11 protein-coding genes are annotated in these 13,631 nt (G+C 58.1%); 1 reads left to right on the top strand and 10 read right to left on the bottom strand.

Going from position 1 to position 13,631, the window contains the following annotated elements; all coding sequences use genetic code 11:
• Positions 1–5 precede the first annotated feature (5 nt).
• The 3 genes from ntrB to J0663_RS24050 all read right to left on the bottom strand — a co-directional run bounded on the left by ntrB (position 6) and on the right by J0663_RS24050 (position 3,163).
• Positions 6–899 carry a nitrate ABC transporter permease gene (gene ntrB, locus J0663_RS24060; protein WP_207245438.1) on the bottom strand — a complete coding sequence of 298 codons (894 nt, stop codon included), beginning with the start codon at positions 897–899 and terminating at the stop codon, positions 6–8.
• A 55-nt stretch (positions 900–954) separates the two neighbouring features.
• Positions 955–2,268: a CmpA/NrtA family ABC transporter substrate-binding protein gene (locus tag J0663_RS24055; RefSeq protein WP_207245437.1), complete on the bottom strand. Its 1,314-nt coding sequence runs from the start codon at positions 2,266–2,268 to the stop codon at positions 955–957.
• A 487-nt stretch (positions 2,269–2,755) separates the two neighbouring features.
• Entirely contained in the window at positions 2,756–3,163 is a 408-nt protein-coding gene (locus J0663_RS24050; protein ID WP_246590451.1) for a hypothetical protein, read from the bottom strand.
• A 180-nt stretch (positions 3,164–3,343) separates the two neighbouring features.
• Here J0663_RS24050 and J0663_RS24045 point away from each other — a divergent pair, with 180 nt between their 5' ends.
• Positions 3,344–5,071, top strand: coding sequence for a putative bifunctional diguanylate cyclase/phosphodiesterase (locus J0663_RS24045; protein WP_246590450.1), 1,728 nt, complete (start codon positions 3,344–3,346; stop codon positions 5,069–5,071).
• Positions 5,072–5,244: 173 nt separating this feature from the next.
• On the opposite strand, the gene J0663_RS24040 is transcribed toward J0663_RS24045, so the two are convergent.
• From J0663_RS24040 to J0663_RS24010, 7 genes are all read right to left on the bottom strand, one after another.
• Entirely contained in the window at positions 5,245–6,900 is a 1,656-nt protein-coding gene (locus J0663_RS24040) for an alpha-keto acid decarboxylase family protein (RefSeq protein WP_207245435.1), read from the bottom strand.
• A gap of 38 nt (positions 6,901–6,938) precedes the next feature.
• On the bottom strand, positions 6,939–7,763 hold the full coding sequence (locus tag J0663_RS24035) for an MBL fold metallo-hydrolase (protein ID WP_207245434.1): 825 nt from the start codon (positions 7,761–7,763) through the stop codon (positions 6,939–6,941).
• 117 nt (positions 7,764–7,880) lie between these two features.
• Entirely contained in the window at positions 7,881–8,909 is a 1,029-nt protein-coding gene (locus tag J0663_RS24030; protein WP_207245433.1) for a sugar phosphate isomerase/epimerase family protein, read from the bottom strand.
• Positions 8,910–9,040: 131 nt separating this feature from the next.
• Entirely contained in the window at positions 9,041–9,979 is a 939-nt protein-coding gene (iolE, locus tag J0663_RS24025; protein ID WP_207245432.1) for a myo-inosose-2 dehydratase, read from the bottom strand.
• Positions 9,945–10,502, bottom strand: a complete 558-nt coding sequence (locus J0663_RS24020; RefSeq protein WP_207245431.1) for a hypothetical protein — start codon at positions 10,500–10,502, stop codon at positions 9,945–9,947. The genes iolE and J0663_RS24020 overlap by 35 nt, the downstream gene beginning before the upstream one ends.
• Positions 10,499–11,614, bottom strand: a complete 1,116-nt coding sequence (locus J0663_RS24015) for a ferritin-like domain-containing protein (protein ID WP_207245430.1) — start codon at positions 11,612–11,614, stop codon at positions 10,499–10,501. Before J0663_RS24015 ends, J0663_RS24020 begins: the two co-directional genes overlap by 4 nt.
• A 98-nt stretch (positions 11,615–11,712) precedes the next feature.
• Entirely contained in the window at positions 11,713–13,584 is a 1,872-nt protein-coding gene (locus J0663_RS24010) for a GMC oxidoreductase (protein WP_207245429.1), read from the bottom strand.
• Positions 13,585–13,631 lie beyond the last annotated feature (47 nt).

Here is a 13,631-nt window from a genome sequence, read left to right as displayed (position 1 = left end):
GCTCCTCAATTGGCCATGGCGCCGCGGGTGACGAGTTTGCCGAGCACGGCCACCAGCTTGTCGAGAGCGAAACCGACGATGCCGATATAGGCGAGTGCGACGATGATGTCTGGAAGGCGCGACGAGTTCCATGCATCCCAGATGAAGAAGCCGATGCCGACTCCGCCCGTCAGCATTTCCGCCGCGACAATGGCAAGCCAGGAAAGTCCGACGCCGATCCTGAGGCCGGTAAAGATATAGGGCGCTGCCGAAGGCAACATGATCTTCCAGAAAAACTCGAACTGGTTGAGGCGCAGTACCTCGGCGACATTGCGGTAGTCCTGCGGGATATTGCGGACGCCGACGGCGGTGTTGATAATGACAGGCCAGATCGATGTGATGAAGATTACGAAGATCGCGGAAGGGTTGGAATCCTGGAAGGCTGCGAGCGACAGCGGCAGCCAGGCGAGTGGCGGCACCGTGCGCAGCACCTGGAAGATCGGGTCGAGGCCACGCATTGCCCAGACGGACTGGCCGATGATCGCCCCGATGATGACGCCGGTTACTGCGGCAAGGCCAAAGCCGTAAAGCACACGCTGCAGCGACACCAGCACGCGCCAGCCAAGCCCGATATCCTGCGAGCCGTAGTTGAAGAATGGATAGACGATCAGGTCATAGCTCTCCTGCCAGACCTGATGCGGCGAAGGCAAAGAGGCATCAGCCGATGAACAAAGTGTCTGCCAGAGGATGAGAACGAGGGTCAGCACGACGGCTGGCGGAACGACGTTGCGAAGTGCGGTCAATGCCGCTCGACGAAAATCGATCCGCGATCCATTGTTGCCGGAAAATGGCAGAACCTTTGCCGCCGGCTTGGCGGAGGCGGCCGTGAAGGGGTCTTGTTTATTTGCCAGGGCGGACATCAGCGCGCTCCTCACGTGAATGAAAGGCCGGCGCGCCGTTGCGCGCCGGAGCGGGTCAGGAAAGAGCCTTGATCGAAAGGCTGTCGAGATAGGCCGAGGGATTTTCAGGGTCGAAGACCTTGCCGTCGAAGAAAGTCTCCTTGCCACGCGAGGACGATGGGGGAATGTCGGCCGCCGCGACGCCGAGATCCTTGGCGGCCTCCCGCCAGATGTCTTCGCGGTTCACCTGGTTGACCAGCGCCTTGATGTCCGTACTTGCCGGCAGATTTCCCCAGCGCATGTTTTCCGTCATGAACCAGGTGTCATGGCTCTTGAACGGGTAGGACGCACCGTCTTTCCAGAATTTCATATAGAGGTCGGTGGCCTTGACCTCACGGCCGTTGCCATAGTTGATGTCGCCCTTGAGGCGGCCGAGCACGTCCTTCGTCGGAACGTTGAACCATTGGCGCTTGCCGAGGATGTCGGCCATCTCCGCCTTGTTGTCCATGCTTTCGCACCACTGCTGCGCCTCCATGACCGCCATCAACAGCGCCTTTGCAGCATTGGGATTCTTTTCGATCCAGTCGGCGCGCAGCCCGAGCGCCTTTTCGGGGTGGCCCTTCCAGAGTTCGCCGGTGGTCGCTGCGGTAAAGCCGATACCCTGGTTGACGAGCTGCTCGTTCCACGGCTCGCCCACACAGAAGACGTCCATGTTGCCGACTTTCATATTGGCAACCATCTGCGGCGGCGGCACGACAATGGTCGAAACATCCTTGTTCGGATCGATGCCGCCTGCGGCAAGCCAGTAACGTATCCAGAGGTCGTGAGTGCCGCCCGGGAAGGTCATGGCTGCCTTGATCTCCTTACCCTCGGCCTTCTTCTTTTCGAAGGCCGCCTTCAGCTTGGAGGCATCGAGCTGCACGCCGGTGTCGGCATATTCCTTGGCGACGGAAATGCCCTGGCTGTCGAGATTGAGCCGGGCGAGGATGGCCATCGGCACCGGCTTGTTATTCTGCGTCACCTTGCCGGTCTGCATGAGATAGGGGAGCGGCGAGAGAATATGGGCGCCGTCGATGCCGTTTGCTGCGCCGCCCAGCACCAGATTGTCACGGGTCGCACCCCAGGATGCCTGTTTGGCGACATCTGTTTCCGGCAGGCCGTGCTTGTCGAAGAAGCCCTTTTCCTTGGCGATGATCAGCGGTGCGGAATCCGTGAGCGCGATAAAGCCGAGCTTGACGCTTTTTACTTCAGGGCCGGTCCCGGCTGCGAAGGCGCCGGAGGGAAAGGCAGTCTTGACAGCGCCGATGAGGGCAGCCGCTGCAGTCATCTGGAGCATGCTCCGGCGGGTGATGCCGGTTGTCGAAATCCCAGTCGTCGAAATCTTCTTCATCTGCAGGTTCCCCTCTGCTTGGTGAATTCGGACGCAAAAAAACGCCGCCGGAATTTGCGCTCGCGGGATGGGATATCCCGGACAGCAAATACCTTGCGACGTCGGTGTCTATGGTAGGCGCTTATGGTGCGCCCATCCGCCTCGGTCGCCGTTGACCGGGGCGTCTATGCCCTTGCAACAAGCGTGCCAATTCCAAGGAGGGGGCGATAACTGCATGAAGACAAAACAGGAATCCGGCTATTTCAGCAATGGCCAATTATTGTGCATGTCGGCTGGGTGGTGACGATTTGTGCGATTTCGAATGTGGCCGCATTTGCAAAGCGTTATTTTTGTGCAGCGCACACGGCGTTGGCCATGCAAATTCGAAATAATCTTCGAGCCCATCCATCCGGGTTCAACCCCATTGGACGGTCTGCGCGGGCATTCTTCCGGCGACAAAAGGATTGCGGTGGACGCCTGGACTATGAGGTTTTCTGGTTGATCTGGGTCAGCTGTAACCAAGCGACCTAAGCGTCGCATCCATCCAGAAGAAGCCCGCGACCGCCGCCAGGGCGGTGATCGCGAACAATATCCAGCCGGCCGTTGTCAGGGACTGCCGCTCGACATTGCGATAAGGATATCTGTTGCCGGTCACGACAAAATAGAAACCGAACACCGCGCAAACGGCAACGAGGACGACGATGCGCGGCATCCATGTGACCGCATCCGCTCCCAGCTCCGCCTGGTGAAGCGGCTGCCAGATGGCAACCCATGCGATGACGATGCCCACGAGCAGGATGAGCATTCCACCCAGCCGATACTTGATTTCTCCCAACATCCACTCCTCCCGCCATGCGTGCTCCAATGAATTTCGCCAGCATAAAAGGAAAATCGGCGCCCGTGAAGCGTTGCGCATGTCGGCTCTGCGGGATGTGCAGCCAGGCCCGGTCGTTTCCGAGAGATGGGCGGTTTATCAGCTGACATCGAATCTGTGCCACCACCAGCGAGCGGCTTTCGGCCGCGGTGGCTTGCCCTCGATTAGCACTCTTTAAAATATTCGATGCGACATTCGGGCGAACGAAACAGCGAGATCGCCTTGAGCAACAAACGATCCAGAACAAATGTCGAGCTTGAGAACCTGCTTCGCCAACTGGGCCTGGCCCTTGAGGCGTCCGGAATCGGAATCTGGCAACACAACATTCCTAAAAATCAGACGCGCTGGGACGAGCAGCTCAAGCTGATGTATGGTGTTCCGAAAGCGCCGCTCGATGTCATCTGGCTCGACAGCGTCCACCCCGACGACCTGGCGCCGACCAACGAAATATTCCTGCGCGCGATCGAAACCAAATCGGATTATGCATCCGAATTTCGCATTATTCGACCGGATGGAGCGATCCGCTATCTGCGCTCGCGCGCCCGTTATTTCGTCGATGCGGCCGGCGACGCTTGTTTTGTCGGCGCCGAATGGGATGTCACGGACGACGTCCTTCTCAACAAGGAGTTGGAGCGGAGCCGGGCGGAGGCTCGCTTCGCCGCCGATCACGATCACCTCACCGGTCTCTTGAACCGGCGCAGCTTCGACTTTGCCCTGTCCGAGCTTGCCAGACAGGAGAGCGTCAAGGTTGCGCTTCTCCATATAGACGTCGATCATTTCAAGGAAATCAATGATCGTTTTGGGCATGCCGTCGGCGACCTCATTCTCTGTCATGTCAGCAGGATTCTGCTGGAGGCGATTTCCACGGGTGACGTCGCGGCGCGCCTCGGCGGCGACGAGTTCGCCGTCATCATCGCTGAGGACGAGTCCGACAAGACGAGCGCGGTTCTCGATCATATTCAGCGACGTCTGGAGAGTCCTTTTCCTGTCGGCGACCAGACGCTCAGCGTGCGGTGTTCCATTGGCGTTGCCAGCGCGATCAGCGCAGACTACGCCAGGCTGCTTTCCCAGTCGGACCTGGCTTTGTACCATGCCAAACGGAACGGCCGGAATCGCGCCGAGATCTTTTCCGACGAGATGGCGTCGACCCTGGCGAACGAAAGGCAGCTCGCCCAGGATCTGCGGTCCGGACTGGCGCTCGGCCAGATTCGTCCATTTTACCAGGTGCAGGTCGACGCCAAGTCATTCCGGGTTAAAGGCGTCGAAGCTCTGGCGAGGTGGCACCACCCGACCAAAGGAATTCTCGCCCCGGCGCATTTTCTGGCTCTCGCCTCGTCGAATGGCTTGGTCGCAGAGCTTGACGATGTCGTTCTGAAGGCTGTCCTGTCGGATATGAAATCCCTGATCTCTCTGCTGGAGGGCATCCGGGTTTCGGTCAATCTGTCCGCCGATCGTCTCGACGATCCCGAATTGACAGCGAAGCTCGGCGGTTATGACATCCCGCCCGGCCGGTTGAGCTTCGAGCTTATCGAAACGATATTCCTGGATAGCCTGAGTGATCGGGTGCGCCAGAATATTCAGGCCATCAAATCCTTCGGTATCGACATCGAGATCGATGATCTCGGGTCGGGACATGCCTCCTTGCTTGGCCTGCTCGAGTTGCGACCGGATCGGGTCAAGATCGATCGCCAGTTGGTGATGCCGATCCTGCAATCCGTGCCCAGCCGCCGGCTGGTCAGCTCACTGGTCGACATAGCGCGGGCGCTCGATATGGAAGTGATAGCGGAAGGGGTGGAAACGCTCGACCATGCCAAAGTGCTTGCCGATCTCGGCGTCCACACGCTCCAGGGTTATGCGTTTGGACGACCACAATCGTTTGCCGATCTGTCGGCGCGACTGGAGCAGGAGGAGTTGGAGTTCGGGCGAGCGGACGTCGTGCGCGCGCGCTGATGAAGAGAACTCGGCGGCATCACCATTTTCTCCCCGCTAACATTCGGTTAAGGCGGGGAGAATGGAGTTGTGTTGGCCATCGACGATTTCCCGAACCTACTTTTTTCGTCCGGAATTGCGCAAAAACAGCAGGCGAGAGCGGTTCTGCGCTTCGTTAAAAACTGAACCGCACTCTAGCTTGTTTTCCAGTTCGCATTGTCGGGGATCGACCGCTGAGGCACGACCACTTGGATGATGGACGGGCTGTTCAGGTTTTCTTTGGCGCCGTTTATGGCGTCCTGCAGTTCTCCATAGGTATCCACTTTCCAGCCTTGGCAGCCAAAGACCTCTGCCAGCTTGCTGTAATTCCATCGGTGCAGAATGCATGAATTGTAGAACGGTTTGTTGCCGTGGAAAACTGATGCATCGGCAAGCCACTGCTCCACGCCATAGACGCCATTGTCCATCACAAAGACGATCGGGTTGAGATTGAAACGGGTTTGTGTCGAGAGGCATTGAGCGGTCATCTGAAACCCGCCATCCCCCGCAAAGACCAGCAGCCTCTGTTTATCTTGCTTCGCTAGCGAAACCCCGGTCGCGGCCGGGCCAATATAACCGATCGCCGAATAGGATGATTGGACGATGAAACCGCGGCGAGCACCCACTTCAAGAAGCAGGCTCCCGAAGTAATTCAAACTGGCGTCGGCACCAACGATCGTATTTCCGTCGATCTGCTGCTGAATGAAATCGTAGAAGCCCTGATAGGTGATTTCGGCTGCCGGATTCACGACCGGCGCTTGCCGGGCCGTTTTCGCCGGAAGAGTTTGCGCTTTGCACGTCAGCCTTTTGTCGATCAAGCCGTTGACGAGATCTGCCAACGAAACCTGTGCGTTGAAGATCGTGCCGTATTTTACCGTATCCCAAGAGGCGAATGCGGTTTTATCAAGATCGATAGGCCAGCCCAAGTCGTTGATATCAGTCAACCAGACGCCAAGCGCCAATACGAAGTCGGAGTCTTTGACCAAAGACTGGACATAGGGTGACGACGATTTGCCATCAAACACCCCGGCAAATTGGACATCGTCTTCCGACAGGATGGCCTTGCTCAGAAGCTCAGTCACGTAGGGAATTTTGAGGTCACGAATGAGCCGCTCCGCCTGGTCGTGAAGACCAAACCGGTCGATCTCGACACCGATCCAGATCAAGGGTTTGGTGGCATTTTCCAATCTGTCGCTGATTTGCGCGATCGACTGATTGAGACTGTCCTTGTCGGATATGACGGGCGCCGCCTTTAACGCGTTCGACGGGCGCGCGCATTCCAGGTCGACCATATCCTCCAGCAACTCGATATAGACCGGACGTCTTTCCGTGATGCACTGTGTCAGCGCGTAATCTATGAGCATTGGCGCAAGATGAGGGCTGTCGATGCGGACGGTAGCTGCGGTTATGTATTCGAACACCTGAAGATCCGTTTCCCGTCCGCTGATGAAGTGATGCGAACTGTAGCCGGTTTGTTCGAATGTCAGCGTTTTCTGGATGCTTGGCGCACCATTGATCAGAACGACCGGCACTTTCTCGACGTAAGATCCGGCGATCGCATTTGTTGCGCAAAGCGAGCCTGCGGAATAGGTGACGCACAGCGCGCCAATTCCTTTCAGTCTCGCATAACCGTCGGCCGCGTAACCGGCATTCAGTTCGTTCACCTCTTCGATGACCTGAATACCGCTTTTCTCGACATAGCTGTTTACCCATTCGATCGAATAATCGCCCGCTACGGAAAACAGGTGTCCCAGGCCAAGTTCGCCAAGTCTGTCGACCAGATATTGTCCAACCGTGTATGTATTGCCCATGTTCCAACGGCCCTCCTGTTGACGATAATTGATCTGTGTTAGAACTCGCTCGCGTTATCGAATAAGCGCGGTATGTATATGTCGAATATTCCGGGGCATTTTCGCTCGGGAAATCTTTCCAGCAGGAAGCGCTTGAAGGCATCATTGGTAAGTCCGTTGCCGGCGGCCTCCATGGCGGCGGACAAATACTCTATATTTTTGGCAACCTCGTTTTTGTCGGCCGGAAAGCCGTGACCGGGAAGGAACAGCTCATAGTCGGACAGCAGCATGCCCTGCAAAATCCCAATCCAATGCTCCATGTATTTCGTCAGATAAAGGTGCGTTCCGCTGTAGATCAGGTCTTGCGCAATAAAAACGCCCACGTCCGGAAGGCCTATGGTGAGGAGAAAATCGATCTCCGTATCAACGACTTCATCAAATACGTATCTGACTCCGTCGATGATCTCGTGGCCGGCGCGGACGGTTTTTTCGGGGATTACCAAGCTTGTCGGAGCGAGGTTGCCCAGTTTCCAATGGTCGTTCAGCGAATCCTGCCCATGCTGCCTCAGGAACTCCTTCGTTTCCGACAGCGCATGAATCGGAATGTCGCTGAAGGCGGCTCCCAGGCCGAACCAATGGTCGGGGTGCCTGTGCGACAGGTAAATCCGGTCGATCTCCTTGCCGATACTGTCGGCATAGGCCCTGAATTGCAGCGCATAGGGGACGAGGAATTGCCCATCGACAAGAACAAGCTTGTTCCTGCTTTCGATGATATGCGTCGCGTTGGCGATATTGTCATCCGTGAAAGCTGAAATGAAGGTGTGAATACGGACATCGCCTGCTCGCCTGACGATTTTAATGGGATCCGGCAATTGCGCCACCATAGGTATCTCCCTGATTGAAAGGTCATTTGTTGAGGTTTGACGTTCACCCGGGCATGGCGGAGACTCGGTTCCCCAGCATTCGCGGGCTGTTTCCAACATTTGCGCGCCGGAGCGCCATCACCGACGAGATCGACGACCGTGGGACGCGATCTTTTCCTCCAATGTCCTCAGGGCGGTGCGCGCAATGTCATAGGCGCTGTCGACGCCCGCCTGCGGCGCGTCCTCGCCGGGGCGCCAGAAGCGTCTGCGCGTCATTCGCATGGAGCTCTCGAAGGGGGGAATCGCGTTGAAGACTTCGACGAGATATGGGCCGGAATAGACCGGCTCGATTTCGTCCAGCATGATCTCCCAGGGAATCCAGCTGTCGCTGACAGCGCCCCGGTCCGGCGCTGAGATATGAACGTAATTCAGCCGGCTCTGCTGTGCTGCCCGGGCGACGTTTTTCCGGAAGATTGCCGGCCCCTGGCTTTCCATCACGACCTGGGCTGTATCGATCGTGACGCCACAGACCGGAATGTCGGCGCTTTCGAGAAAATCCAGCGCCTCCGAGACCATGGTCGGCCCGGGCGTTTCCCAATTCTTGACGGGTTCGATGGCGAGCTTCACCCTCTTCTCGGCAGAATATTGCGCCAATTCCCGGAAGATGGAGGCCGCCGCCGCATATCTTGGCTTCATCCAATCCTGAAGTGCGTCGCTCCAGATCCCATCGCCATCATCCGTCAGCGGAAAGACACCATAGGGGTACAGGAACGGCCCCGACATGATTGTATTCTCCCCGCCCAACACCGAGGTGATGTCGACGCGGGATTTGAGATAGGACAAAGCCTGCTTGCGCTGTTCCTCGTAGGGCGAGGTCGGATCGAAGCTTCGCGTGGTCCCCACATTGGTTGTGAACTTCACACTCCGGAAGCCTGCCTCATCGAACGCCCTCTTGAGGCTGATATAGCTTTCAACTTCGGCATGATGACCGACATGGGCCGGTCCCGGGGCGATATGCACATCGAAGCCGGTGTAGCCGATCTCGATAAGAGCTTTCAGATGTCTGACGAGAACCTGGGTATAGCCCGCGTCATTCGGCCTCAAATCGGCTGTAAACATAAAGAAGCTGAAAAATATATCTCGCCTGCGTGCCTCTTCCATCTTCATCGCTCCAGCTGTGGCTATCCAGTAATGCGTGGTTCAGATGATGTCTCGACTGGCTTTGTAATGAGGCGGAGATCCGTCCCGTCTCATTCACATTGCCGTAGTGCTGAAACAAACGGTCCGTCCGCGCAGGGCTACCATCCAAGCAGCTTGCGCAGATATTCGCGGCCCATCTTCGCGTATTGCAGCGGATTGGCCTTGGCCGGATCCTGCTCTGCCTCGACGCAGATCCACCCGGCGAAGTCCGCCTCGGCCAACACATCGAGTATTTCCGGAAAGGTTTCTATGGAGCCGTCGCCCGGCACGGTGAAGATCCCCGCCTCGATCCCTTGCTGGAAGGACAATTCTCCCCTGTGAATCTTCGTGACCACCTCGCCGCGAATGTCTTTGAGGTGAACATGCTTGATCCGGTGGGCGTATTTTCTGGCCAGCGCCAGCGGATCGACACCGGCGGCCGCCTGGTGCGCTGTATCGAGAAGCATGTTGACCAGGCGAGGATCCGTCTCGTCCATGAGCCGGTGGATCGCTTCCGTCTTCATCACCCCGGTTCCGAGATGCGGGTGATAGCAGAGCCGGCGGTTGCGGGCCCTGGCTTTCTCTCCGGCTGCATGCAGACCTTCGATCAGCTGTTTCCACTGGTCCTCGGAGAATTCGGGGCAATTCGGAAACAGGGCGACCGGAAGCGGATTGACCGCTCCGCCAAACTCGGCGACGACGAGATCGGCCCTGCGCGGATCGTCGCTGCCGCCTTCCATGGCTTCGAGGAAGTCGAGCTGAGCATCGACGCTTTCAAGCGTGTGACGATTCATCGCCTTGATGGTGAAGTAAGTGCTCACCCAAGGCTCGGAAATCCGCAATCCCCTGAGTTCGAGGACGGGGCGCAGGATTTTCGGATCCGTCGGATATTTATGGCCGACGCCGCACCCGACATAGCCGGCGAGTGCCATTTCACTCAGAGCCTGCTCATAGGGGATGCCAATGTCGATGTTGATGAAATCGTCATTCCACCAGAGCGTGGGGATGACGCCGAGCCAGACCTTAGCGGGCGTCAGTCGATGCAGATATTTCGTCATGGCGTTGATCCAGTTCTTTGAAGACAAGCGGAAGTGGCGTCAGGTCAGGTTTTGGACCGGGGGCCGGAGCCGGAATTTTCGGTGGAAAGGCCCAGGAGCCGAAGCCCTGCCCCTTGGCGCCAGGAGGGTGGGCTCCGATCGCCTTCCAGAGGAGACCCTCGATATAGGCATCGGGAGAAACGACGAAGGTGGTATTCGCGGGCCTGGGTCCAAAGCGCTCCGTCCAAGCGGAGGACAGCTCGAACCAGGTGCCGGAATACCAGAGCTTGATCAGCGCGCGGGCCACGTCTCCGAGCAATTCACTGCCGAGGATTGTCGTGCGCACGGCGTGGATACGAGCCTCGCTTTCCGGCGGTGGCAAGGCGGTGAAAGCGGCCAGCAGCGCGTCGGTGATCTCACTGCCGACCACCGTGTCGAGCGTGGCGAGATAGCGTTCCGCAAGGCCGGTTCCCAGAAGATCGAAGTAGGAGAAGGCCGTCAATTCGACCGAAAGACCCAGAAAGGGCTCGAAACGGCTGTTCATGCGTTCACCTCCGCCTGCCGGGCGACGGCTGGCTGTTTGATACCGCCGGGGATCTCATAGGTGGGGCTGCCGTTCTTACCGGGATGCCCCGGCAGCGGATTGCGGACGAGTTCGAGGATCATGTTGCGGAATTCGAACATCATCGGAACGGCTTCCAGCAACAGGTTTGGCTGGCCGTTATAGGCACGCGTCAAAAGCTGGAGAAATTCGCCATAGCGCGTGTTGAAGGCGGTCGCCGCCTCACGCAGTTCCGAACCTTCGAGTATGTCCCCCACTTTCAGGTTCTCTTTTATGGGATAGGCGCCCTCCCAATCGACCTGCAGGTGCGGACCCGTGGGGTGGCCGGGCTGGTCGCCCTTCTGGTAGTAGCGGCCTTTGACCAGTTCCTCGAAACGATAATAATGGGCCAGTTCGTGGTCGTCATCGTCGTAGATGCCGCCGCCGTCGCCCTCGCCCTGTTCGATGATGAGCTCGATGGCTGCCTGGGCACTTTTCAGATCGGTCACGGGAAACAGCTCGCCGCCGCCGGAGTAATAATATTCCGAGGTGATCTGGCGCGACCTGTCGCCGGTAAAGATGGTTGTGCCCGCCTCATGCGCTTCGGCTTCCAGGTATTTGATGCCTTCCGCGATGGCCGAGTAGAATTCGCCGATACTGTAGAAATGGAGGTCCTCATGCCTCGGATGGCTGGCAAGCGCGGTGATATCAGGCGGAGTTTTGCGGTATATCAGGTCCTTGCCGACGAGATGGTCAGGACGCTGGGCCGGCCGCTCGATTTTCAGGAAGGTCGCCAGCGCCTCACGGCCGAAAGCCTGGATGCCGACCTTGAAATCGGTCTCACCGTCCGGCAGGGCGGCGGGATATCTCGCTACGAAGTCCGGCCTGACAAGATCCGGCTTGCCGCCGATGGCATTGAGAATATTGGCCGCGATCGTCAGGTGCAGCATTTCTTCCACGACGATCACGCGCAAAACCTGGGTCGCGTCCTGGTTGACGCCGGGCTTGATCGAGTAAAGCGCCGTCAGATACGGCGGAATCGTCGCATGTTCGAGCTGCATCGCCCGGTAGAGAAACTCTTTCAGCTCATCGAGCGTCTTGATACTGGAATCCATGCTCATGCTCCATGAAAAACGAGTTGGGTGCACCGGCCGGCTTCGCGTCGCTTGCATCGAACCCATAGGTTCGTTCCGCGCTTGTCGCCGGTCTTCGTTCAATGCAGAGACTTCAGAATGTCGCGACCGCTTCGGAAGCACATGGCGGCCAGCGTCAAGGTGACATTGGCCGTGCCGATCGTCGGCATGCTGCCGCCGCCCACGAGATAGAGGTTTTCGTGGTCCCAGCTGCGCTGGTTCTTGTCCACGACGGAATTGGTCTTCGTCGTTCCCATGATATGGGTGCCGGCCAGATGATTGCCGCCGCGGATCGCATAGCCTTGTCCCTCATAGGCCACATAGCCGTAATCGCTGGGGTCGTAATGGGTATGGTCCCGCGCGCCGAGGCGCGCAAAGACGGTGCGCGCAAACTGGCGGCCATAGGCGGCACCCTTCATGGTATATTCCGGAACCGTGAAGGACAGGATGGGCCGCATGTTGCCCAGAGCATCGGTATATTGCGGATCCACCGAGATGCGGTTGCTTTCGACGGGCATGACCTCGATCATGAACGCCAGCAGCAACTGCCGCGAAACCTGGTCGACCATGCCGCGCCGAAGATCCGCGCCATAGAGGTTGCGATCATCCACCAGTTCGAGAAGGTCGGAGGTCGGCGCACCCGTGGCCCAACCCCAGCCATCATTATGGATATCGATGGCGAAGGCGGCCTGCTTTTCCCGGAAAGGGCCGTCCCGCAGGTCGACGATACCGCCCGTCGAACTGGTTCCGCGCATCGTGCCGCAGATCTCAGGCATCAGTGCCCAGTTCAGCAGGTAGGCGTGGTCCATCAAATTGCGTCCGACAAGACCGCTGGTGCTGCGCAGGCCGGAGGCCAGCATAAGACGCGCGGTTTCAATGGCGCCTGCCGCAAGCACGAAAACCTTGCCCTTCACGGTGATGGTCTCGTGAGCCGGTGAGGCCGGGTCCTTGTAAACCTTGACCTCGAGGGAGCGGACTTTCCCGCTATCCGGATCGATGTTGACCTTCGATGCGACCGCCTGCGGCAACAATTCGACAAGCCGCTCGCCCCTTTCCCCGCTTACAGCGAACGCCTTGGCAAGTGATTTGCCGGAGTGGTAGCGCGCTTGCACGGGACAGAGCGGTACGCAGTTGGTGTTGCCCTGGCAGCGACCGCCCTCTTCGACCTGATGCGTGTTGACTGCGCCGATTGGACGGTAGCCCTTCCCGCCGTCATAGGCCGGGTTTGGTATGCCATTGCGCCCCTGCGGATAGGGCCTGACCTTCAGGGGGTAGGTCTTGTCGTAAAGCTCGACGGTGGTGCCCTCGATGCCCTTGTTGACCTGCTGATCCAGATAGGAAAGCGGCAGGCCGCGCATGGGAAAGACATAGTCGTCCGGGAAGGTCTGCCCGAGATATTGCTGATCTTCGACATTTGCCGATACGCCGATTTCCCGCTCGGCCAGACGGTAATCCTCCTCGACTTCCTCGAAGCTCAGCGGCCAGTCCAGCCCCTGGCCGAAAAGCGTGTGCGTCTTGAAATCGGAGCGAAGCAGACGGGGCGTTTTCGCCTCCCAGTGCATGGTCGTTCCGCCGAAAATACGGGTATATACCGTATCACTGACATAAGGGCCGGATTGAACGATATAGTTCGAGCTATCGGTTTCCCCCGCCTGCAGCTTGCGAAGTTGCGGGCTGCGGGGTATGGCCGCGTTCGCATTCAACGGAAAGGGCGACTGGTTGTCCTTGGAGGCTGCCGAATAAAAAGTCGTCAGCAGATTGTCATAGCCTGCCAGAGTAACATTGGCACCGGTTCCGGCTTCAAGGATAAGGACACGTTTGCCCGCTTCCGCAGCCTGCTTGGCAATGATTGCTCCGGAAATGCCGCTGCCGACGATCACGATATCGTAGTCGCCAGACTCTGCGACGGTCTTGGCATCGGCTCTTATTGCCGATTCGAGGGGAAAAAGCACTTTGATCCTCCATTAATCCCAAGCCGCATCAGGGCTTTGCGAACCAT

The sequence above is a fragment of the Rhizobium lentis genome (assembly GCF_017352135.1).
GTDB classification, from domain to species: Bacteria; Pseudomonadota; Alphaproteobacteria; order Rhizobiales; family Rhizobiaceae; genus Rhizobium; species Rhizobium lentis.
Note: the sequence above shows the minus strand (reverse complement) of the source record. Positions and strands in the feature narration are given on the sequence as shown.